The 23,219-nt window shown below is 58.3% G+C and carries 22 protein-coding genes; 9 read left to right on the top strand and 13 right to left on the bottom strand.

Annotation, left to right across the window (positions count from 1 at the left end; translation table 11 throughout):
- The first annotated feature begins 53 nt into the window (after nt 1–53).
- Both EJ072_RS09850 and EJ072_RS09855 read left to right on the top strand, forming a co-directional pair.
- Nucleotides 54–242 carry a DUF3606 domain-containing protein gene (locus EJ072_RS09850; RefSeq protein WP_126079520.1) on the top strand — a complete coding sequence of 63 codons (189 nt, stop codon included), beginning with the start codon at nt 54–56 and terminating at the stop codon, nt 240–242.
- On the top strand, nt 239–457 hold the full coding sequence (locus tag EJ072_RS09855) for a hypothetical protein (protein ID WP_126079521.1): 219 nt from the start codon (nt 239–241) through the stop codon (nt 455–457). Before EJ072_RS09850 ends, EJ072_RS09855 begins: the two co-directional genes overlap by 4 nt.
- Nucleotides 458–1,133: 676 nt before the next feature.
- Here EJ072_RS09855 and EJ072_RS09860 read toward each other — a convergent pair.
- The 7 genes from EJ072_RS09860 to EJ072_RS09895 all read right to left on the bottom strand — a co-directional run bounded on the left by EJ072_RS09860 (nt 1,134) and on the right by EJ072_RS09895 (nt 11,097).
- Nucleotides 1,134–2,708, bottom strand: a complete 1,575-nt coding sequence (locus tag EJ072_RS09860) for a response regulator (protein WP_126079522.1) — start codon at nt 2,706–2,708, stop codon at nt 1,134–1,136.
- Nucleotides 2,692–3,081 (bottom strand): Hpt domain-containing protein, encoded by a 390-nt coding sequence (locus EJ072_RS09865; RefSeq protein WP_126079523.1) that lies wholly within the window; start codon nt 3,079–3,081, stop codon nt 2,692–2,694. The genes EJ072_RS09860 and EJ072_RS09865 overlap by 17 nt, the downstream gene beginning before the upstream one ends.
- Before the next feature lie 96 nt (nt 3,082–3,177).
- Nucleotides 3,178–4,038, bottom strand: a complete 861-nt coding sequence (locus EJ072_RS09870) for a transporter substrate-binding domain-containing protein (protein ID WP_189343275.1) — start codon at nt 4,036–4,038, stop codon at nt 3,178–3,180.
- 229 nt (nt 4,039–4,267) lie between these two features.
- On the bottom strand, nt 4,268–4,918 hold the full coding sequence (locus tag EJ072_RS09880) for a transporter substrate-binding domain-containing protein (protein WP_189343277.1): 651 nt from the start codon (nt 4,916–4,918) through the stop codon (nt 4,268–4,270).
- A gap of 257 nt (nt 4,919–5,175) precedes the next feature.
- A complete protein-coding gene (locus tag EJ072_RS09885; RefSeq protein WP_245467352.1) occupies nt 5,176–6,000 on the bottom strand; it encodes a transporter substrate-binding domain-containing protein in 825 nt (274 codons plus the stop codon).
- Nucleotides 6,001–6,040: 40 nt separating this feature from the next.
- Complete coding sequence (locus tag EJ072_RS09890; protein ID WP_126079527.1) at nt 6,041–10,345, bottom strand: GAF domain-containing protein; 4,305 nt, start codon at nt 10,343–10,345, stop codon at nt 6,041–6,043.
- A gap of 299 nt (nt 10,346–10,644) precedes the next feature.
- A complete protein-coding gene (locus EJ072_RS09895) occupies nt 10,645–11,097 on the bottom strand; it encodes a MucR family transcriptional regulator (protein WP_126083575.1) in 453 nt (150 codons plus the stop codon).
- 242 nt (nt 11,098–11,339) lie between these two features.
- Here EJ072_RS09895 and EJ072_RS09900 point away from each other — a divergent pair, with 242 nt between their 5' ends.
- The 7 genes from EJ072_RS09900 (at nt 11,340) to EJ072_RS09925 (ending at nt 16,587) form a co-directional block, all read left to right on the top strand.
- Entirely contained in the window at nt 11,340–11,582 is a 243-nt protein-coding gene (locus EJ072_RS09900; RefSeq protein WP_126079528.1) for a hypothetical protein, read from the top strand.
- A 9-nt stretch (nt 11,583–11,591) separates the two neighbouring features.
- A complete protein-coding gene (locus EJ072_RS09905) occupies nt 11,592–11,783 on the top strand; it encodes a DUF3489 domain-containing protein (RefSeq protein ID WP_281059396.1) in 192 nt (63 codons plus the stop codon).
- The gene (locus EJ072_RS09910) at nt 11,773–12,246 is read left to right on the top strand and encodes a DUF2924 domain-containing protein (RefSeq protein WP_126079530.1); all 474 of its coding nucleotides are present in this window, start codon (nt 11,773–11,775) and stop codon (nt 12,244–12,246) included. The genes EJ072_RS09905 and EJ072_RS09910 overlap by 11 nt, the downstream gene beginning before the upstream one ends.
- Nucleotides 12,243–13,937: a recombinase family protein gene (locus tag EJ072_RS09915; protein ID WP_126079531.1), complete on the top strand. Its 1,695-nt coding sequence runs from the start codon at nt 12,243–12,245 to the stop codon at nt 13,935–13,937. The genes EJ072_RS09910 and EJ072_RS09915 overlap by 4 nt, the downstream gene beginning before the upstream one ends.
- A gap of 874 nt (nt 13,938–14,811) precedes the next feature.
- Nucleotides 14,812–15,165: a hypothetical protein gene (locus EJ072_RS37275; protein ID WP_281061016.1), complete on the top strand. Its 354-nt coding sequence runs from the start codon at nt 14,812–14,814 to the stop codon at nt 15,163–15,165.
- Complete coding sequence (locus EJ072_RS09920; RefSeq protein ID WP_281061017.1) at nt 15,162–15,644, top strand: hypothetical protein; 483 nt, start codon at nt 15,162–15,164, stop codon at nt 15,642–15,644. The genes EJ072_RS37275 and EJ072_RS09920 overlap by 4 nt, the downstream gene beginning before the upstream one ends.
- Entirely contained in the window at nt 15,565–16,587 is a 1,023-nt protein-coding gene (locus tag EJ072_RS09925) for a transketolase C-terminal domain-containing protein (protein WP_245467265.1), read from the top strand. The genes EJ072_RS09920 and EJ072_RS09925 overlap by 80 nt, the downstream gene beginning before the upstream one ends.
- Nucleotides 16,588–16,648: 61 nt before the next feature.
- Here the strand turns inward: EJ072_RS09925 and EJ072_RS09930 are convergent, their stop codons facing one another.
- From EJ072_RS09930 to EJ072_RS09955, 6 genes are all read right to left on the bottom strand, one after another.
- Entirely contained in the window at nt 16,649–17,350 is a 702-nt protein-coding gene (locus tag EJ072_RS09930; protein ID WP_245467266.1) for a GntR family transcriptional regulator, read from the bottom strand.
- 119 nt (nt 17,351–17,469) lie between these two features.
- Nucleotides 17,470–18,237: an ABC transporter permease gene (locus EJ072_RS09935; RefSeq protein WP_245467267.1), complete on the bottom strand. Its 768-nt coding sequence runs from the start codon at nt 18,235–18,237 to the stop codon at nt 17,470–17,472.
- A gap of 10 nt (nt 18,238–18,247) precedes the next feature.
- The gene (locus tag EJ072_RS09940) at nt 18,248–19,459 is read right to left on the bottom strand and encodes an ABC transporter permease (protein ID WP_210211642.1); all 1,212 of its coding nucleotides are present in this window, start codon (nt 19,457–19,459) and stop codon (nt 18,248–18,250) included.
- A gap of 89 nt (nt 19,460–19,548) precedes the next feature.
- On the bottom strand, nt 19,549–20,487 hold the full coding sequence (locus EJ072_RS09945; protein WP_245467268.1) for an ABC transporter substrate-binding protein: 939 nt from the start codon (nt 20,485–20,487) through the stop codon (nt 19,549–19,551).
- A gap of 137 nt (nt 20,488–20,624) precedes the next feature.
- Entirely contained in the window at nt 20,625–22,067 is a 1,443-nt protein-coding gene (locus EJ072_RS09950; protein WP_245467269.1) for an amidase, read from the bottom strand.
- 12 nt (nt 22,068–22,079) lie between these two features.
- Nucleotides 22,080–23,210, bottom strand: a complete 1,131-nt coding sequence (locus EJ072_RS09955) for an ABC transporter ATP-binding protein (RefSeq protein WP_126079534.1) — start codon at nt 23,208–23,210, stop codon at nt 22,080–22,082.
- Between the last annotated feature and the right edge of the window lie 9 nt (nt 23,211–23,219).

The raw sequence follows: 23,219 nt of genomic DNA on the forward strand, positions 1-23,219 counted from the left end.
TGGAACATTTTGCCTATGTCCGCTTTCTCTTTTCACGAGCGGAGGACAGACACATGGCAGACGACAAAAGCAAAACGGATTTCCGTGACCGGGACCGTGTCTCGGGTGATGAAGAATACGAAGTTGGCTATTTCGCCAGCAAGTTTGGGCTTTCGATCCCTCAAGTGCGCGAGTTGATCGCCAAGCATGGCAACGACCGCGAGACCCTTGAGGCAGAGGCGAAGCGCCTTGGGGTACGATGATGGCTCGCTACCGCGTAGACGAACTCTTCGGCGAAGATGTCGTCTCTACAAATGAGGCTGATGCTGACAACGCACTACAGGCAGTGGAAGATGTAACCGGCAAAGTCATCTCGCCGCGCGCGCTGCAGGAGCACTGGTTCCGCGTAACAGACGAGAGCGGCACAATCCATGAGTTCAGTGTCGATGCCGCTCCAGCCAAGGTGTTCAGCAAGTAACCCGCCGCCGGACCTAAACACCGGCCGACCTAACGAGTCATCTTGCATTGCGGCTCCTCGCAAATCGACCGCGCCGGTCGACGTTCTGAAAGGAGAAGCAACCTTCGACGTCTCCGGTCGTGTGACCACGGGATCGGCGCCGCGGCAGGCTTCCAAGCGCAATCAACGGTCTTGGCATTGCTATGATCACCTCTAACTGGTCCGGCTCTGGCGGGGCTATTCGCTGGATCCGGGTAGAAGCGCTCGCGGTGCTCCCGGCTGGACCTCGCCCCGCAGAAGGTGCGTTCCTCGAGTTTCGTGAGAATGAACTCAGGGGACCTCGTGGTACTCAGGTGTAACGAATTAGCTCAAAACGGAGTTCATCCCGGCATGAATAAACCGTCTGCTTTCGGGAAACGACCAGGAAGGCCTAAACGTCGGAAATCGGGGCGCAAAGCTGCCATTCGCTCAATCTCATCAGACTGAATGTCTGAAACGCGCCCCATGTGGGACGTTGAAGTCACGCTTGCCACCGCCTTATAGCGGACACTGCCGGCGACCACCCTGGAGGTCGCGGTCGCGCCACTTCCCGACTTTTCGCTGGCCCCAGTGATGGTCGCAAGCCGCCTTAGCCGCTCTCGAGAAAAGGCGAGAACACATCTCGGTGGCGTGGTGCCACCCTGCGCCGCTCGCTGGACTATACCGGCATCGGCCGCGATTGTTCCGTGGCTGCCGGTAGTGGGTCAAGGCGCGGGACCAGATCCTCTATTGTATCGTCCAGTAGCGGCGGTTCTTCTTCGGCTTCCTGCTTCGGCTCCACCATGATCAGTCCGACAATGATCAGCGCCAAGGACGCCCAGGTCAGTATTGGTATTGCTTCACCGAGCAACAGCATGCTCCAGCCGATGCCCGCCGCTGTTACGGCATAAGCGCTCTGGCTGGCGAAAACTGCACCTGTTGTCGAGATAAGGACCATAAAGAGCAGCATTGCCAGATTGGCAGCCACGGCCATCAGAACCACGATGACGCCGAGGCGTCCCGTTAACAGATCAAGCGGGATGAAATCATCGTAATAGGCCGCAATCGGGATGAGCAGCGCCACGGAAACGACAAGGGTGATCCCGAACAAAGCGACGCTGTCGATCGCAGCAGGCCTCCGCTCAGCCAAAAATATATCTTCGGTCGCGTAGGTGACGGGGATGACCATCGCAATCGCAATCCAGAGCCAGCTGGCGGTCATGTCCGCCGGCTGACCATAAATCAGAATGATGACGATACCGGCGAGGCCAAGGCCCAATCCGAGGAAACGCTTAACATTTGGCGCCTCGGTCCGCATAACCGCCGCGAACAGAAAAACGACGAAACCCTCAAGGACAATGACGATAGAGACAATGAAGGCGGGAAGCCTGCTGGCCATCCAGTAAACCAGCACCTGATTTATCACGGAGCTGATAAGCGCGAGGAGCAGGATGAAGATCCAGTCAGTGCGTGTGAGGCCCTTCAAATTCGGCATGGTCTTGCGGTTCACGCTGATGCCGATGCAGACGGCAGCGCCGATAGTATCGATGAGCAAGGCCAATCCCACTGGATGCGCCTCAATGATCGAGGCCATCTTCGAGAGCGGCACGACTAGGCCCCACAGGCCGCCGCACGCCAACAGCAGCAGGCCCCCACGGAAGGTGCGGATGTTCTGTCGCAACTTGCGTTCGCGCTCGTAAACCTTCTGGGCCATCGTCGAAAACACAGTGGCGAGCTTGCCCAGACCATCCGTCCGGCTTGCCACGTCCTGGATGCCCAGCTTTGAGGGGTTGAACCGCCCTGACTCCAGGGTCGCAGCCGCCCTTGTCAACTTGGTGACTTGGCGCAGATACTCCTTCTCGATGTCGCGAAGCCTCTTCTTTTCGATGCAGGTAGCAACCCGCGCCTTGAGAAGGGCGAGTTCGAAGTCCTTGGGCAAGAAGTCCTCGGCGCCGAGCTCGATGGCATGGACGACGCTGTTCATCTCCTCGTCGAGCGCGGAAATGACGATGACCGGCAGGTCCCGTGTCTTGGCTGACGACTTCAGCCTTTTGAGCACCTCGAAGCCGTCCATTTCCGGCATCATGATATCAAGCAGTACGAGGTCGAACGGAGCGCCAGCGGTCTGATCGAGAGCGGCCGCACCGCTCTCCACTGCCACCGCTTCGTGACCGAGGGTCTCGACCGCTTTCTTCAGCTTGATCCTCACCATCGCGGAGTCGTCGACAACGAGAATCCTACCGAAGCTGCTCATAACTATCCCCAAGGTGAAAAATGTCTTGAAGCTCCGCCACCGCCGAGTTGAAAGCGCGTCTCGCGTTCTCGATATCTACCACGTCGGGCGGCTCACCCTTCGCGCATCGGGCTTCGATACCGGCGCAGACTTCGGCTAGCTCGGTTGCTCCCATGTCTCTTGCATTGGATTTCATGGAGTGCGCGGCCCGGCGCGTCGCGGGCAAATCGGAGGTCGACCCGGATTTTGCCAGGGTCTCCATGATCGACGGTCCCTCGTCGAGGAACGAACTGACGAGTTCGACCACGTCGGATTCTTCGCCACCGACGAGTTCCCGCAGCTTGTCCAGTGCTCGCCTGTCGATTGCCAAAACATCCCCGAAGCGCAGCGCCACTTGTAAAGTTCATGCGGGCGCTTGCGGGGTGAGTCTGGTATGACCCTCGCCCGATTGTCAACGGGCCCGTACTGCCTCGCAATCACCCCAACTCCACTATTCGTGGGAAGTGAGATCGAAATCGTACCACTTCATGGAGATTGTTTTCAGGGTTCCATCGGCATGCATTTCGTCAACGGTCTTCTTGATGAGTGCCGCGAACTCATTGTCGCCCGGCAAGATCGCCACGCCATGGGGCACGCGATAGAGCGGCTGGCCGACTATCTTGAACGGCTTGCCCTCCTTGATAAGCGCCATGACTGCCGGGAGGAGATTGACCAACCCGTCGATCTCGGCTCCGTCGCCCTTCTCCAAGGCGGCGTACACGTCCTCTTCATGTTCATATGAAACGGTCACCGGATCGTCGATTTTGTAGATGAAATCAGGGACTCCAACGATCCCAGGCGGCACCTTCTTCAGGTAGTTCTCGTATTGCGAACCGGCCAGCGCCCCTATCCGCTTGCGGCTTGCATCGGCCGGCGTACGGATCGTCGTATTATCCCGATGAACGGCCAGCACGCCGATGCCATAATGATATGTTGCCGGGAAAGCGATGTGCTCGGCGCGTTTCTTGGTCGGTGTCATCCCGCCAACGACAATGTCGTATTTCCCCTGCCAATTCCCCGAGACCTGTTCATCCCACGTTATGATGGAACCATCCGGGTTGGTCACGTATTCGACCTTGACTCCCATCCGCCGTGCGACCTCACGCAATACCTCGACGTCGAACCCGTCATATTCGCCCTTCTCGTTCTTGATGACCTGTGGCGGCCAGATGTCCGGGGCTGGAGAACGCAGGGTTCCGGTCGACCGGATGTGGTCGAGCACCTCACCTGCCAGGCTGTGGTCCGCAAGTGGAACCGATAAGGCCGCCCAGGCAATTGCGATGGCAATAAGAAGGCGCTTCACAGGATGCATTCTCACCTCCATCGTAGAAGTATTCGGCAAACCCTAGCCGTTCAGGGAGTTATCATATCGTATTGATACCACTTCAGTGAAAGTTCCATCAGAGTACCGTCGGAGCGCATTTCATCGATAGTCTTCTTCACCAGCGTGCCAAATTCCTCGTCGCCCGGCACAATGGCGATACATGAGGGTGCTCTATACAACGGTTGGCCGACAATTTTTATGGGCCTTCCCTGCTTGATTAACTCAGAATAACTGGAAGGGTGTTTATCGTACCATCTATCTTCCCGTCCGAGACAGCGTCATACGCGCCTTCCTCGTGATCAAACTCGACGATTACAGGATCGCCTATTGGGTACGTGATCGGCGGCATTCCAAGAATACCGAAGTCTTCTCTCTCCAAGTACTTTTCGTGAACCGAAGCCTTCAGCACGCCAATCCGCTTTCCACTGGCATCGGCCGGGGTCTTGATTTGGCTGTTGCTCTGATTGACAGCAAGGACACCCATTCCATACCGGTAAATGGCAGGAAACGAGAGATGTTCGGCTCGCTCTGCAGTAGGCGACATGCCACCTACGACTATGTCGTACTTGCCCTGCCACTGGCCAGAGGTTTGCTCCTTCCACGTGATGACGGAGCCGTCAGAGTTTTTGACGTATTCGACTTTGGCACCTATGCGGCGGCCGATCTCTCGCAATACCTCCACATCATACCCGTCGATTTCACCATTTGGCTGCTGGATGACGGCCGGAGGCCAGATGTCTGGAAACGGAGCGCGGAGAATCCCCGTTGCTCGGATGCGGTCGAGTGCCTCACCCGCCACGCTGAACCCTGCGAGTGGAACCGACAAAACCGCCCAAGCAATGGCGACTGCAACGAGAAACCGTGTCACTGGGTTCACCCCCCTGGAGTATTTATGCACCGGGTCTGCGAGGTAGGTCGGCCTCGGCTACCGCCCCGGTCAAGGCAATCACCTTTTGGAATCCTCTAGCAATCGTATCGCATCGGCCGTAATTTAGCGATAGCGCATATTCGCTCGGCACGCATGTCGAGCATCCACGGGGCAGGCCAACACGGCCCTCGGCCTCTTGAGCAAATGTCGAGAATGTCTGACGAGCAATCGCCGGCGGCGGCGCTGATGAGCGCGGCTCATCGCGCCGTCGTGTCAATTCCGAACCACTTCAGAGAAATGAACTTAAGCATTCCATCCTCCCGAAGTCGATCGATGGCTCCCTTCAGTTCGGCAGCGAACTCTGGATCGCCCTTCTCAATGGCGATTGCGGTCGGCGTATAGAGCAGCGGCTGACCGATAATCTTGATCGGACGACCCCTTCCGATCTCACTCATGAGTGTGGACAGCGAGTCCACAATGCCATCCAGTTCTACACCATTGCCCTTTGCGAGCGACTCGTAGCCACCTTCGCTTGTCTCGAACGGCACGACGACAGGCCGGTCAATCTGATATTTGATCGGCGGAATATCAAGAATATCGAATGGCTCGCGGGTCAGATATTTTTCATATTCGGAGGACCTCACCGCTCCGATTCTCTTCCCGCTCGCGTCGGCAGGCGTTCGAATTGTCGTGTTGTCACGATGTACCGCCAGCGAACCAAGGCCGAAGGCATAAACGGCAGGAAAGTCCAGTTTTTCCGCGCGCTGTTTCGTTGGGGTTACGCTCGGAGAGACGTCCCATGCGCCCTGCCACCTTCCAGATATAACGGCGGAAAATTCCGCCACCTCAAAACGGACTTCGACGCCAAGCCGCCGTGCAACTCCCGTCAGGACGTCGACATCAAATCCATCGAAGCTGCCGTCGTCCTTGCGCCAGGAGAAGGGTGGCCACGCCGGATCTACCGCTACCACCAGAACCGCTTTTTGCCTGACTCGATCGAGGACGGGGCCGGCAGAGCCGGGCATTGACAATGCACATAAGAGAAGCAACGAAACCGTTGCAATTGACATCCGCGACAGCATCGACACGATCTCGTTCCTTTTTGATTGGTCTTCCGGGGATTCACCCGGTTTCGCCAGGTCCATTAGACAAGTTGTTGGAGCGTTGTCCGCTGACCAATACCGCTCTTTTGAGTGATGCCACGAGCTCCTCGACGCGCAATGGCTTGCTGAGGTAATCATCCATCCCTGCATCCAGATATCGCTCGCGGTCGCCCGCCATCGCATTGGCAGTGAGAGCTACGATGTAAGGTTGGCGTTGCTCGCGGGAACCGGATGCACGGATCAGCCTTGTCGCCTTGACGCCATCCATATCCGGCATCTCGATGTCCATCAGAATGATGTCATGCCGCCCTTCGGCATATGAGGAAATTGCCGACTGTCCGTCTCCCGCCAGCTCCGCCCTGTAACCTAGTCGCTCGAGCACCTTGAAGCCCAGCTTTCGATTGGTGGCGTTGTCATCAACCAGCAGGATGCGAAGCGGAAACTTGGCTGCCATCGCGCTATCAAGAACAGGACTCTTCGGCTGATCGGGTTTGGCGAAGCGCGTGGGAGCCCCGGCAAAGACCGCCATGAAAGCATTAAGAAGAGGCGATGGCTTGATCGGCTTGGAAAGCACCGCCGCGAAGTTGACTCCTTCCATCTCCATCTTCTTCTGTTCGGAGATGGGTACCATTGAGCTCAGCAACACCAGCGGAATGCTGCCTTTGTCACCGAGTGCGCGTATTCCCCTCGCCAGTTCAATGCCGTCCATATCGGGCATGTTCATATCGAGCACGATGACATCAAAGGTTTCGCCGTCTGCAATCATGCGAATGGCGTCAGAAGGGGACCCGGTTGCATACGGAATCATGCCCCAGGCCTGCGCCTGCAGGGACATTATGCGGCGGTTCGTTGCATTATCGTCGACAAACAGCAGTCTCCGGCCGGTCAGTTCAACCTTGGCCAGCGACATCTGAGCCCGTTTGGGAGCCGGGGCAGTTGGAGCGCGGATCGTGAAGAAGAAGGTTGTGCCCGTGCCCTCGACGCTTTCCACCCACACCTCGCCTCCCATGAGTTCTACGAGGTGCTTGCTGATCGCGAGGCCAAGTCCGGTCCCGCCGTAGCGCCGGGTCGTCGATGCATCGACCTGGCTGAACGACTTGAACAAGCGGTCCATTCGATCCTTGGGTATGCCGATCCCCGTGTCCCGCACCGCGAACTGCAACATGCACGGGGCCGCCTGATCTTGGCTTTGTGACCCACCCGTCTCTGCGGCTCCGAGTGAAACCTTCATTGCTGAAAGTACAATTTCTCCCCGGTCGGTGAACTTGACGGCATTGTTGAGGAGATTGATTAGAACTTGCCGCAACCTGGTATTGTCCGCGACAATTCCTTCGGGGGTTCCGGGTTCCACCACATACCCCAAGTCCAGCCCCTTCTCCGCTGTTTTTGGGGCGATCAGGTCAATCGCACTCTCAAGGCATTCGCGCAGTTCAAACGGCTTGGGATCAAGCTCCAGCTTGCCGGCTTCAACCTTTGAGAAGTCCAGTATGTCATTGATGATCGTCAGAAGTGCCTCTGCGCTGCTGTTGATCGTCTCGCCGATTTCCCGTTGCTCCTGGTCGAGCTTGGTGGAGAGCAGCAAGTTGCTCATGCCGATAACGCCGTTCATGGGCGTGCGGATTTCGTGGCTCATGGTAGCTAGGAAGGTGCTCTTGGCCTCATTGGCGGCCTCGGCGGCTTCCTTGGCCTGCTGTAGCGCTAGCGACAGCTGCTTGAGCTCGGTGAACAGCTGTGCGTTGTGAAGCGCAGCACCTGCATTGGCGGCGATAGTCGAAAGCAAGCGAAGCGAGTTGTCGTTGAACATGCCCTCCCGCGCTGTGCTTTGCACGCTGATCACACCCATGGTGCCAAGCCCTGTCTTGATCGGAACGCCCAGATAGGAAAGGGCATCCCTGCCGACGGGAGTCGCTCCGATTTCGACGCTGCGCTCGTTTACGTCCTGGTTGATGAGCAGCGGCTCGCCGGTCTCGATGATCTTGCTTGTCAGACCTTCGCCGAGGGTGAGAGTGGTGAAAGACTCGCCGAATTGGTAAGGAAAATGAATGAGGTTGGTTTTCGGGTCGAGCAGCGCCACATACACGATGTCGGCCTGAAAAATATCGCGCATCTGGTTGCCGATCAGCCGGATGGTGCTATCGAATTCGGCTTCCGCGATGAGCGCCTCGCTGACCTTGCTGATCGCACCCAGCTCGGCTGCCCGATCCTCGGTTTCCTTGAGCAAGCGCTGAGTTTCGTCGAACAGGCGGGCATTGGCGATGGCTACGCCCATATTGGACGCCAGCGTCTGCAACAGGCGCAAATGACCATTATTGAAGGCGCTGGCCTGATAACTCTGTACGCTGAGGACGCCTATAGTCTTGTTACCGGCGCTGATTGGCACGCCAATATAAGAGGCAGTTCTGTCTTCTTCTTTTGGGAAATATGCGCCTAACTCCCTTCCCTCCGCTGAGGTACGAAAAACCAAGGGTTTGCCTGTTATTATTACCTTAGAAGTTACTCCTATGCCCATCGGAAATGGCTCAATAGACACATATTTATCTCTATAGTATGCGAATGGAACACGTATTAGGTTCGACGCATCATCATGCAATAGTATTTCTGCCACCTCAGTTCCGAAGATTTCACGAACCTTGTCTCCCACGAGGCGAACGATAGTCTCAAGATTCAACGATTTCGCCATCGATTCACTTACGCTATTTAGAATAGCCAGTTCCGCGGCCCGATCCTCTGTCTCCTTGAGAAGGCGTTGGGTCTCATCGAAAAGGCGCGCGTTGGCAATCGCAACGCCCATGCTGGTTGAGAGCCCCTGCAACAAATGCATTTGAGCTTCATTGAAGGCGTTCTTCTCGTAACTTTGCACGCTGACGACGCCCAGAGTCTTGTCGGCTGCGATGATCGGAACGCCCAGATAGGATTCCGTTTCGTCCTCTTCCGTCGGCGCAAGAGCGCCCAACTCATCGGCGCGATCGTTTGAGCCGATAACGAGCGGTTCGCCGGACAGGATGATTTTCGAGGTCAGACCCTCGCCCATCGCAAATGGCTCAGGCTGTCGATACCCATTGTAATAAGCATAGGGGACGGTGATCAGATCGGACTTGTCATCGTGTAAAAGGATTTCTGCGACTTCAACGCTGAATATTTCGCGCAGCTTGTCTCCCACAATGCGGGTTACTGTCTTCACATTGAGCGTCTTCGCCATCGCCTCGCCGACGGAATTGAGAATAGCGAGCTCCTTCACGCGCCGATTGATTTCCTGCGCATAATAGACAAAGGCCCGAGCTAGATCCGATATCTCGTCGTTGCCTTTTGTTAGCGTCTCCAATTTCGCAGGAGGGCTCGTTTCCAGCATGGCGAGGCTCAACTTGCGAATGCGGCCGACGACCGACGCCTGCAAGTAACCAGCAATGAGTATGGCTCCAACCACCGCCAGGACGGCAATCAACGAGAGGACCCGGGCACGCGCCGTCAGCCGGCCGTCAAGTGCGCTGCGTTGATGGTCAACATCTTGAGCAATCTCTTGAGAAATGACGTCGGCGGCCGCAACCAGCTTGCCGGAGAAAAGCTCGTTGTCAGCCAACTGGCCGCGAATATCATCGAACAAGCGGAATAGTCTGCCCTTCAGTTCCACGACGCCCCGGGGGCCCAGCAAGGCCTCTTCAAACTGCCTTGCCAAATTGGGGTCTGCCGTAGCCAGCAAGGAAATCCTTGGCCGCAGTTCATTCGCCATAGTCTGCAGCTCTTCAGGTTTGCCCGCCGTAGCAAGCCCAAGGGCCGTCGCAGTCACCTCATTCGTGAGGGCACCATGCAGGGCTAGGACGCCGTCGGCCTTTCCAGATACGGCGATGCGAAAGATACGCTGGAGCAACCCCTCCAACGCATCTTCGGTTGCAGCACGGTCGTAGAGTGTGGTGGCAAGCGTATCGAGATTCCGGAACAGTTCCGCCGTCGTCTCTTCAATCTCCGAGAGGTCCTTGCTTGTCTGCGACTTGAGTTTGCCGGTCAGCTCCTGAAGTTTTGACTGCTCCTTGAAACTGAGGAGCGAGAAGTTGAGCAAGGCATCCTGCTCCAGCCCTTTTGCGTACAGCGATGGCGCCAGGCGTGTGATTGCTTGGGCGCGCTGCCGCAGCTCGGCGGCGGTCTGGATGGCCTCGACTTGGACGTCGGCCACCGAGTCGAAGCTTTGCCGCAATTCGTTGAAGGATTGGACAGCGATGACGCTGATCGCACCGACCATTAGAGCGAGAGCGACAAGACCTATCATCGCCCGGGCGGCAAGACCATGCCAGGGACGATGGGGCCGCTTGCCGTCGCTCGCTTCGCTCATATATCCCGCCCACGCCGCTATCGTGCGTCCCAGCGGCACACCTTGTATCCCAATCTGGAGCCGCCGGGGGAATTCGTCAATCAGGCCGTTCTTCGGGCCCACTGGCGGAGTACGCGGGCGATAGGCTCGCCACGCGTCACTCGCCGAATTGCTTTGGACGCAAAGCGCCTACGATGGTCAGCAACGGTCACACCGCGACGTGCGCACGCCCAATCTAACTGTCCGCTCGTGAAGTGTCGTAGACCGAAGCTGCCGGTCTGTTCTCGGCCCCAAAGCGGCGTCGCCCTTAGGCTTTCCCGTTACTTGGCCTTTGGCCCAGATGAACGCTTTTTCACGGCGCTGGTCGACGCCTTGCGCCCTAGTCCGCTAGCCTTAGCCAGCTGTGAGCGGGTTGCAGCATAGTTCGGCGCAACCATCGGGTAGTCGACGGGCAAGCCCCATTTGGTGCGGTATTCGTCGGGCGTTAGACCGTAGTGCGTGCTCAGGTGGCGCTTGAGCGACTTGAACTTCTTTCCGTCCTCAAGGCAGACCATGTAGTCCGGCGTCACCGACCTCTTCGGATTCACGGCGGGCGTCAGTGCAGGCTTCGGCTCTTCGAACGGCTGCCCAATCTTTGACAGCGACGCGTTCACACTCTCGATCAACTCTGGCAGTCCCGCCACCGGAACGGCATTCTTGCTGACATACGCAGACACAATATCTGCGGTCAGTTCGATCAGAGCAGCGTGAGCGTGATCGTGTTCGTCCGACATCGTGTAAAATTCCTCAGTTTTGAAACAATCGAAGCCCAACTGCTTCTTACCTGCCATTTCGCAAATAGCTAGCCGTCAAGGCACATTCGGCTGGACTTCCTTGCGCGCGCAAGCATTGGTGTGGGGAACGAAGAGGCGGTATCCATCGCCACCAAAACCAAGGTCTCTCTCCAGCCCGCCAGCCGGGCTCAAGTCAGTACAGGCGCCGGATTGGCCGGCACTGACACTGAAGGAGAACGATCATGGCAACACTCGGCACCGATCAAAGCACGGAATCCGACAACGACAAGCTTCAGATCCCGCCGGAGCCGCGTGAGCACATTTGGGACGCGCTCGAGACCCCGCCCAAGCGGGCGAAGAAGGCGAAGTCGCCCAAGAAGAGAGCTCGTGACGTTGACGCTGGTGCGGAGGCGGGACCGGCAAAGCCACCGAAGGCTGCGGCCCGCAACGAGAGCAAGCAGAGCAAATCGGACCTAGTGCTGTAGAAACTTCGCCTGGCCAAAGGCGCCACCATCGAGATGCTGAAGGAGGTCACAGGCTGGCAGGCACACTCGGTACGGGGCTTCTTGTCGGCGGTGGTCAAGAAGAAGCTTGGCCTCAACCTGGTCAGCGATGTCGGCAAGGATGGCGTCCGCCGCTACCGCATCGATGACGGCGCGAGGGCGCCTAAGCCTCATGCGCGCTAAGCTCGACATCGAAGCAGCGGTCGCCGCCTTAGGCGACCTCTCCCGCGAGGATCTCGCAGCCCAATGGGAGAAGATCTACAGATGCTCGCCACCGAAAGGTGTCAGGCGTGAGCTTCTGATCAGGGCAGCAGCCTGGCATCTTCAGGCAAAACGTCTCGGTGGATTTTCCACCGAGACGCGTCGCATGCTCAGGTCCGCCATAGACCGGGTCGAGAAGAAGGTCGCCGACCGTGACAGGCAACCTAGCGTTGGCACTGACGACATCAAGGTGACTGCCGCTCCAAAGCGCAAACTAGTTTTGCCAGGCGCACGGTTGGTCCGTGACTGGAACGGCAAGACCCACATCGTCGACGTGCTCGAGGATGGCTTCGTCTTTGAGGCCAAGGTTTATCCCTCGCTATCGTCGATCGCGCGCAAGATCACCGGCGCACATTGGTCCGGTCCGAGGTTCTTTGGCTTATGAGCAGCAACGCGACACGTCGCCTGCGCTGCGCGGTCTACACTCGTAAATCGAGCGAGGAAGGCCTCGATCAGGAATTCAACTCGCTCGACGCCCAGCGCGAGGCCTGTGTGGCGTTCATTGCCTCACAGGTCGGCCTTGGCTGGAAGCTCGTCCCTGATCGTTATGACGATGGTGGCATCTCAGGTGGAACGATGGAGCGCCCCGCTCTGCAGCGGCTGCTTCAAGACATTCGCGACAAAAAGATTGATGTAGTGGTCGTCTATAAGATCGACCGCCTCACCCGCTCGCTGATGGACTTTTCGAAGATCGTCGAGATCTTCGATGCCAGCTCGGCGTCATTCGTCTCTGTGACCCAGCAGTTCAACACCACCACATCGATGGGCAGGCTGACGCTAAACGTGCTTCTGTCCTTTGCGCAGTTCGAGCGCGAGGTCACAGCCGAGCGCATCCGCGACAAAATCGCGGCATCGAAGAAGAAGGGCATGTGGATGGGCGGTGTCGTGCCGCTCGGCTATCGCGTGGAGCATCGCAAGCTAGTCATCGACGACGGCGAGGCGAAGATCGTTCGGCTTCTCTTCAAGCGCTACCTTGTGCTGAAGTCAGTGCGCGACCTTGCTGACGAAGCGGCGCGGGACAGTCTCACGACGCGCACCCGCGAGCGCCAGGATGGGACCCTTGCTGTGACGATGCCGTTCGGCCGCGGCAATCTTTATCACCTGCTCTCGAATCCCATCTACATAGGCAAGATCAAGCACAAGGATCAGGTCCACGACGGCGAGCACGAGCCGATCATCGCAGGCCCGGTGTTCAAAGAGGCGCTGGCGCTCCTGGCGTCTCAAGCACCACGCCGGAGGAGCAAATCGAACGTCACTCAGCCGCACCTTCTCACCGGACTTCTCTTTGACGAACATGGCGAGAACCTTCGATCGGTGCATGCCAACAAGCGAGGCGTTCGCTATCGCTATTATGTCTCAAAACAGTTTGTTGATCAGCGGCGCCGCAGCTCCGACGGATGGCGTCTTCCTGCCGATGCAGTTGAATCAGTCGTTGAGCTTCAGCTGAATCGTATTCTCAGCGATCACAGCCAAATCGCTGATTTGATTCGGCGTTGGGGAGGTCCCGGCGAGATTCAATACGCGATGAGCCGCGCGGCTGAAGTCAGGACTGCCTGGAGCTTCGAGACTGCCGACGCTAAGCGATCGCTTTTTCAGAAACTCGCTCGCCGCATCGCACTTGGTCAGAAGGCATTGACCGTCGACATTGATTGCCGGGGACTATCCGAACATCTGCTCGATAGGGCTTTGCCATCCGACGGCGGCGCTGAAACGCTGTCGATCACATGCCCATTTGAAATCAAGCGACGCGGCGTCGAGATGCGCATCGTACTAACCGATCCCTCGTCCAACGGCTCGGAGCCGGATGCAGCGTTGATCGACGTGGTCTATCGCTCTCAGCTTTATCTCCATCAACTCACCGATGGCTCGGGTCGAAGCCTGACGGAGATCGCCAGCTTGAACGCGACCACCGTCTCTGAGGTGAGCAGGCTGCTGCCGCTGGCGTTTCTCTCGCCGAAGATCGTGTCGAAGATTATCGCCGGCATCCAGCCAGTCGAACTCACAGCCCATGGGCTGTCGCGCCTGTCCCGCCTTCCCCTCGCATGGTCCGATCAATCTGCCCTCCTCGGCTTCTGATTCCGACCATCGCCCGAGCATCGCTTTTCCAAACAGTTGGCTACGCAAATGGGGCTGCAGAGACGAAGGTCCGAAATCGAGCCATTCTAGGCCCAGACGGGGTTGTCTCAGCCAAGCGTTGCCGCAAGTGCGCCGGTAACCTACGGAAATGTCGACACTATTCTGAGATGGTCGAAAACGCGCCAGAACTCGCAGACTGAATGGTGGGCCCGGAGGGTCATCATTTCCTACAGGAAATCAATACGTTAGCGGCTGGTTCGCCAACCCGTTTCCTTCGTATGATCTCGTATGGTCTGGCGAACCTAAGGACCACGACGAGGACTAGCCTCCGCAAGGCAATGAACCATGCCATGCTCGGTGAGCCCATTGACGGCAGGACTGCCGCCGACTGGGGGCCTTGCCGAGAGCATCGAGCTGCCGTTCCCGACTATCGGCGTTCAACGGCTGGAGAACCCGCACGGGGAATGCGCCGCCGCCGGAGATCCCGCCGGCGCTGAAAATCGCCGTCGCAGCCGCACACAAACCGGCGCAGACAAATGGCACCGCGGAGTAAGAAAGCTGTGGCGCTACCAGTTCACGGCGCGGCTTTCAGCTAGCACACCGCTACTTTCGAGTCTCCAACTTGACGGATGGGCACTTCAACTGTCTAGCCGGCCTCGCAACGAGACGGCGCGAGGCAGGCGGACCTAGCAGTAGAACGCCGAATTCCTGGTAGCCGACCAAGCAGCTAACTTTCCAGGTTGAGAATGAGCCTCTCCGCTGCCCAACCCATAGCCCCCTCCGTCCAGCAAACTTTAGTCAACAATCCATAAGATGCAAGAGTTGATTTATATCTTATAGAATGCGAGAACGCCTGTGCAACCCGGAGGGACGAATGACAGGAAATCGAACACCGCCTGACGGCGCGGCTATCGCGCTGTTGGAGCAGAGAGCGGTTCAGCTCAAAAAGAACATGCTTGTTCAAGCGCGTGGGAAGGGACAGGGATATCTTGGCCAGGGGCTCGGCATCGCCGAACTGTTTGCCGCCATGTACTTTCATGAACTCCGTTACGATCCACAGGACATGACCGATCCGGATCGTGACAGGTTCCTGGTTTCGACTGGCCATTATGCGATCGCGCTTTGGGCGGCTTTCGCTGAAATCGGCCTTATCGATCGTGCCATCCTTCCCACATACGGCGCCGATGGCGGTCAGATCGATATGACGACCTTCGACGCCGTGCTATGACCGGCGGTTCCCTGGGCCAAGGTCTTGGCGTTGCAGTGGGCATCGCGTTGGCCCACAAGCTCGATGGTCGATCGGCGCGCGTCTTCGTTGAGATCTCGGACGGAGAGGTCCAGGAAGGATCGACCTGGGAAGCGGCCATGTCCGGATCGGCCTTCAAGCTCGACAATCTTGTCGCCCTGGTCGACTGCAACGGCATTCAGGCCGACGGCGCGATCGTGATGGATATCGAGCCAATTGCCCAGAAATGGCGGGCATTCGGCTGGGACGTCGTTGAGATCGACGGCAACGACATGGCCCAGATCATCGACGCCCTGAGTTGGGCTCGCACCGTGAACCAGATTCCCAAGGCGGTGATTCTGAGAACGAAGCCCGGCAAGGGACTCCCGACGCTCGAGGCACGTGAAAAAGCGCACTTCATCCGCGTCGAACAAAATGAATGGGATCTGCTGGTCCGGGAACTGGAGGACCAAAATGCTTAATTCAGACAGGAATGCTCGTGCGGACAGCGGCAAGCGCAGCATCCAGGCTCCCTTCGGCGCCGCCTTGGTGAAACTCGCCTCTGATCACGACGACATCGTCGGGCTGACCGCCGACCTTGGAAAATATACCGATATCATGCCTTTCGCTGCGGCCTTTCCGGACCGATATTTCAATGTCGGAATGGCCGAACAGAATCTGATCGCTGTAGCAGCCGGAATGGCCAAGACTGGCAAGACGCCTTTCGTCACCACCTATGGGGTCTTCGCCACACGACGTGCTTACGACTTCATCGCGGTCGCCTGCGCGCACAGCGATCTCAACGTCAAGATCTTCGGTGCGCTGCCTGGGCTGACGACATCCTACGGCGCGTCGCATCAGGCGATCGAGGATTCTGCCTTGATGCGAGCAATCCCCGGGCTGACCGTCATCGATCCTTGCGACGCGTCGGAAATCATGCAGGTGGTACATGCTGCCTATGAAATGCCGGGCACAGTCTACGTCCGGCTGCAGCGCGGCAATGTGCCGATAGCCCTACCCGCAAATTACAGCTTCAAGACGGGAAAGGCGCAGATCGTCAGGACAGGTGAAGACATCGGCATCATCAGCACCGGCATTTCAACGGCGCACGCACTGGAAGCCGCTGTCCGGCTGGGGGAGGCCGGCAAATCCGCCGCTGTTCTGCACGTGCCGACGCTGAAGCCATTCGATCATGCCGCTGTGATCGAATTCGCCAAGTCTTTCGGTCGGCTGGCAACGGTGGAGAATCACGTGAAAGCGGGCGGTCTCGCCACGCAGGTCGCCGAATGCTTGTTCGACGCCGGCATCGTGAGGAACCTGCAGCGTATCGGCCTGCCCGACGCCTTCGTGGAATACGGCTCTCCTGCCTATCTCATGGACAAATATGGGATTTCCGCCACGAAAATCTTCGAAGCGCTTCGTTGAACAAAAAATGGGCGCCGATCGAGGCGCCCATTTTTGAAGGCCGAAGATTGCATCGGCGACGTCAGGCGCCATTGCGTTGGATGAAGCTGAGAATGTTCTCCGCACCCAATTTGATATCGCGCTGAAGCGCCTCGCGAGCCGCAGTTCCGTCGCGGTCGGCAAAAGCCCGCAGGACATTGATATGTTCTTCGCCACCAAAATGGATCAGGGGCATACCGCCATAATAGATCGAGTGGATCGGGCCCATCGATACCCACAGCGTTTCGATCTGAGCAAACAGCATGCGCAGCCCCGACGCCTCACAGGCTCCGAAATGAAACTGCCTGTTCGCCGTGATCGCGGCCTCGGTATTTTTCACTTTCTCGGCAGAAACATATTGCTCATTGATCTTGCGAAGCTCATCTATGCGTTCCTGACTGATACGGCTCGCGGCCAGTTCTGCTGCGAGGCCTTCCAGCGCAATCCTTATTGTCATCAGTTCGGTAAGCCGTGTGACTGTCAGATCGGGAACCGTGACGAAGCGCCCTGACCTGAGTTCAAGCGCCTGTTCACTGACCAGCCGCAGGCAGGCCTCGCGGACCGGAGTGGCGCTGGCGCCCATCATCTCCGCCAGGTCCTGCATGACCAGTCGCTCGCCCGGCCGGAATCGGCCTTCCATCAGGGACTGCCGTAGCGCCACATAGCATCGCACGGAAAGACTGCCCTGCTCCAGACGGGTTACGGGCGAAGTCGACAGGGCAATCATAGATGCAGCCTTGGACATTGGTACTCCGATTCCTGATTGCTTCTGGTTGGGGAGCACAGTCCAGGACCAGCGGCAATGTCAATCCATAGGTTATAGAATGGCGACGAAATACAAGGGGCTCCCCTCCCCTACATCCGTCAGCGGCGGCGAAGCAGACTCAGAAAGACCATCAGCAAGATCGTCACCAGCAGCAGGATCGCCGACATCGCAAGGATGGAGGGATCGATATTGTCCTTGATGCCTTCGAACATCTGGCGCGGCAAAGTCTTCTGCTGCGGTCCGCCGATAAAGATCGCCACGACGACGTCGTCGAAAGACGTGACGAAAGCGAAGATCGCTCCGGCGATGACACCGTTTGCGATTATCGGCAGGACGATCGTGAAGAACGCGTGGATCGGCGATGCCCCAAGGCCGCCGGCTGCTTGCAGCAGCCTGTTGTCGAAGGTCTGGAGGGTCGAGGAGACCGTGATCACGACGAAAGGCACCCCGAGCACAGTGTGGGCGATGACAAGTCCTGAGAAGGTGGCTACCAGCCCGAACTTCGCGAACATGAAATATGTGCCGACCGCTGTTACAACGACCGGCACGATCATTGGTGAGACAATCAGCGCCAGCACGAGGCTCGAGCCACGGAAGTTGTTGCGGGTAAGGCCGAAGGCGGCAGCCGTACCCAGCACCGTTGCCAACGCCGTGGAGAGACTGCCGACGATCAGGCTGTTCCTGAGAGCGAACATCCAGGGTGTCGGCTGCAGAACCTTTTCGTACCATTGCAACGAGTATCCCGGCAGTGGGTAGGACAGGAAACTCGCGGAGCTGAACGAGATCGGCAGGAACGCCAGCAGCGGCCCCAGCAGAAACAACATCATGATGAGGGAGTAAGCTGTTATGACCCGATTGGTTTTCACGGGAGCGTCCTCATTTCAAAGCCACTATTCGCGAGAATCCAAGGAGCCGGCCGAAAGTGCCGAAGATAAGCAACACAGCTGAAAGAAGAACCACGCCGAGGGCTGCGGCCATGCCCCAGTTGATGACGCTGTTGGTATGGAAGGCGATAAAGAAGCTGATCATATTGTCGCCTGCTCCGCCAACAAGCGCGGGAGTAATGTAGTAACCGATGGCGATGATAAAGGTCATCAAGCAGCCAGCGCCCACGCCCGGCAAAGTCAGGGGCAGATAGACCTTGAAGAAACCGAGGCAAGGATGGGCTCCTAGGGACGCCGACGCTTTCATGTAGTTCGGTGAAATACCGTTCATGACGCTGCGGATCGGGAGAACCATGAAGGGCAGCAGAATATGAACCATCACGATATAGAGGCCCGTGCGGTTGAAAATCAGCTGCAGCGGTTCGCTGACGATGCCCAGCCGGGTGAGAAAGCTGTTGACCACGCCATCCTTAGACAGGACCACGATCCAGGCGCTGGTGCGAACCAGCAACGATGTCCAGAAGGGTAGGATGACGCTGAACGTCAAAGCCGCGGCAAGTCGACGGGGCAGGACAGTGATCGCAAACGCAATTGGATAGCCAATGACCGAGCAAAGCAGCGTGACGGTGCCGGCGATCTGGAATGTGCGCAAGAACGTATCGAGATAGACGCGTCGATCGTCCTCGACGCGGACGATACGCCCGGCATCGTCCATCTTGAGGTCGAACGCGGCGAGAAAGAACGCTGGCGTGAGACTAGCCGTCGCCCGGTTCAGCGCCAGCCAGTAGCGAGGGTTCGACCAGCGGGCATCGATGCTGGTCAGTTCATCCTGCGGAGCGGTGCTGGTTTGTTCAGCTTGCAATCGACGCGCGGTCTTGAAGAGCAGCGCACGATAGCCGGGAACCTCGAAATCCAACCGCCGCGCTGCTTCCCCGAGTGCCATGGAATCGTTGTTCGACCTCAGGTCGAGGGCCAGCGCCGAAAACACGGAGTCTGGCGGAAGCCCGCGACCGTCCCAAGTCGCTATCGCTTTGCTGAGATGCGGCAGCACCGAGGGCACTTCGTTGTTGCGAACCGAATAGCTCAGCATGACCGCAAGCGGAGCGAAAAAGAAAACCGTGAGGAAGACGACGAGCGGCGCTGACAGCAGGATCGGCGCGGTCGTCAGTTTCGCGCGCCTGATAGGCTGCTTCTGCTCTGGCACAGAACACTCATTCATTGGTCGCACCATTCGATCGTGCCGAAATCCCAGCCCCGGGCGAGAAGGCATCCCGGGGCCTTGCCACCTGCTCGTTAGCGCGCACGCCAGGCTTCGAACTTGGCTGTCAGATCCGCGTCATTTTCCGCCCAGAAAGCAGCGTCGAAGGGAATCGCGTTCTTCAGGTTCTGAGGGGCTGTCGGCATGGCCTCCCCGGCCTTCGGAGAGACCATCGCGATCGCCTTCTTGTTCATGATGCCATAGGCGATCTTCTCGGGAAGCTTCGACTGGATTTCCGGTCGGCTCGCAAATGTGAGGAACTTCTCGGCCAAATCCTTGTGGGGCGAGCCCGAAACGATGCCCCAGTAGTCCTGACCGTACATCTGTCCGTCCCATACAAGCGCGAAGTGCCGGCCGTTCTGGTTTGCCGTCGTCACGCGACCGTTGAAGGCTGTCGTGACCGCGACGTCGCCGGCTGCAAGCCGCTCGATGGGCTCAGCACCGGTCGACCACCAGACGATCTGCGACTTGATCTCGTCGAGCTTCTTGAATGCACGCGCCACACCCTCGTCGGTGGCCAAGACCTTGTAGAGATCCTCATTCTTGACACCGTCAGCAAGGAGCGCGGCTTCAAGGGTCAAGCGCGCGGATGCTCTCATCCCGCGCTTGCCGGGCCACTTCTTCAGGTTCCAGAAATCGACCCAGTTCTTCGGACCGTCGGTGATGCGATCCTGATCATAGGCAAAGATAAACGACCATGCGAATGCGCCGACGCCACATGGCTGTACCGCCTGGGGCAGGAAATCTTCGGGATAGCCGATCTTGGACCAATCGAGCTTCTGATAGAGGCCCTCGTCGCAGCCAACGATCATCTCGGCGTGGTCCAGCTGGACCACATCCCAGGTTACGTTCTTGGACAGCACCATGGCACGGATCTTGGCCTGCTCGCCAGCGTAAGAATCCTCCGAAAACGTTACGCCGGCCTCCTTGGCGAACGGTTCGAAGAAGACCATACGCTCGGCGTCCTGCAGCACGCCGCCGGCGCCGACCAGGGTTATGTCGCTGGCATGGGCAACTTGAGCGGCGAGCAGGATGGCCGCCGCGGATAGCAAGGTGGAAATCGGGTTCATTCGCATGTTTCAGTTCCCTTCGATTTGATGTTTTTGTTGGATCACGATTTTAGGTTGGGCTTTCTATCGGCCCACGGTCTCGCCTCCTCGAGTTGTCGCGCCAGGTTGAAAAGCAGTCCCTCCTCGCCGTAGCGCGCCGTGAATTGCGTGCCGACAGGCAGGCCCTCGGCGTTCCAGTGAAGTGGAACGCTCATGGCTGGCTGTCCGGTCATGTTGGCGAATGTCGTGAAGGCGAGGAATTCAATGAAGCGGTCCATGACCGCGTCTCCTCCATGCACGCCCGCGTCGAAGTGACCGAGAAGCGGTGCCGGCGAGGCCAGGGTCGGAGTCAGCCAAAGATCATATCGGCTGTGGAACTCGGCAATTTTGCGCGCGAAGCAGTTGAAGAACACGATGTCCTTCAAATATTGCGCAGCGGTGATTCTGATGCCCTCTTCGAAAAGGTAGCGATTGAACGGCTCGGACCGTTCGACGGCGCTGTCGATAGCGATACCCGTGCGCTCCGAAAGCAAGGACAGTATACGGGTCGCCGTCAGCGTCCAGAACCGCCGGTACACCTCCTCATATTCCGCAAATGAGAAATCCGGCGCGTTGAACTCAACCTGATGACCAAGATCTTCTAGTAGACGCGCCGCCTCGTGGACCGCCTCCTTGCAGCTAGGGTCGACGGGCGTTCCAAACATCGAGACATCGGCACACGCGATGCGCAAGGCTCGAGGGCGGCGCCTCATCTGCTCGGTGAAACTGGAGCGTTGCACCGGAGCGTAGTAGGGATCGCCCGGCATTCCGCCAGCTGTCACGTCCAGTAGTGCCGCGCTGTCCCGGACCGACAAGGTCACCGCATGTTCCGCGCCGATACCCGCGACGCTGCCCTCTCCGAAGTCAGGACCATGGGTGATCCGCCCCTTGCTGGGTTTCAGACCAAACACGCCACAACAGGAGGCGGGAATGCGAATGGATCCTGCCCCGTCATTGGCGTGTGCCGCCGGCACCATCCGGGCGGCGACAGCGGCCGCCGATCCACCGCTGGAGCCGCCACTGGACCGTCTTGTGTCCCAAGGGTTGCGTGTCGGGCCGAACAATTTCGGCTCAGTCGTCCCGAGCGTGCCGAATTCGCAGGTGTTGGTTTTCCCCAGCGTTACCAGGCCGGATTTCCGGTAGCGCGCCATGAGTTCGCTGTCATGCGACACAGGTCTGTCGACCAGCAAGGGACTGCCTGCACTGGTGGGAAGGCCAGCATAATTGATCGCCAGATCCTTGATGAGGAAGGGGACTCCCGATAAAGGAGCCGCGTTCAGGTCCGCCAGATTCGCGAGATCCTGCGCCGGGTGGATCGGGCGTATCACCGCGTTGACAAGCGGATTGACAAGATCAATCCGCGCCTGCGCGGTTTCGGCCAGTTCAGATGGCGTAAGATCCTTGGCGGCAACCAGCGCGGCAAGGCCAACAAGGTCTGTCTCCATCAGATTATTGCTGCTCGGCATTTTGTCCTCTGCTCATGCGCAAAAGGCGATGCAGTCTTCGGCGGCCCATGTGAGTTCACACCGGTCGCCCGGATTCAGGCCGAGCCCTTCAGCAACGTTCAATTGCTTGACCAGCAGCCCGGTGCCGGCATCGGTCTGGGCGTGAAACTGGAAGTGATCTCCGAGATAGATCCGATCGCGGATGCGGGCAGTCAGCTGTGCGGCGGAGCTGTTTCCCGCGGCACGGAGAGAGATCTTCTCGGGCCGAATGGAGATGATCGCTCGCTGGCCCTTCGCAAGACCAGTAGCCGCACGCGCCTGTGTGCTTATTCCGTGATCGATGATGAGCGTTGCCAACCCATCTCTGACAGCGATGACCTCACCTTCAATGGCATTGTTGTCGCCGATGAAGCCGGCCACGAAGCGTGTCTGCGGCGCATCGTAAAGCGCGCCGGGCTTGTCGAGTTGCTCAATGCGCCCGCAGTTGAAGATCGCGATACGGTCCGACATGGTGAGCGCTTCGGATTGGTCATGGGTCACATAGACGATGCTCACACCTAGCTCCTGATGCAGATGCTTGATCTCGAGCTGCAGGTCTTCGCGCAGCCTCTTGTCCAGCGCGCCCAGCGGCTCGTCCATCAAGATAAGTTCCGGCTGGAAGACGATCGCGCGCGCCAGCGCGACGCGCTGCTGCTGCCCACCCGACAGCAGCGCGGGTTTCCTTTCAGCGAAGTCACGCATCTGCACCATGTCCAGAGCGCGGTTCACGCGCTGGGTGATGACACCCTTCGCCAGTCTCCTCACGCGCAATGGGTAGGCGAGGTTTTCTGCCACAGTCATGTGGGGAAAGAGCGCATAGTTCTGGAACACCATTCCGATGTTCCGCTTGTGGGCCGGAAGATTTTCGATCGGCCGGCCGTTGAGATAGATCCGACCAGCGCTCGGAGCCTCGAAGCCCGCCAGCATCATCAGCGATGTCGATTTGCCGGATCCGGATGGACCAAGCAACGTGAGGAACTCGCCCCGCTCGATGTCCAGGGTCAGCCCCCTGATGATGATGTTGTCCCGGTCATAGGCCTTTGACACATTCTCGAAGCGAACGACGACGTTCGTCTGCGGAGGAAGTGTATCGTCCCTATGGCTCTCGCTGATACGCTGAAGCATGGATGCCGT

This window comes from Mesorhizobium sp. M2A.F.Ca.ET.046.03.2.1 (assembly GCF_003952425.1).
In the GTDB taxonomy this organism is placed as follows: Bacteria; Pseudomonadota; Alphaproteobacteria; order Rhizobiales; family Rhizobiaceae; genus Mesorhizobium.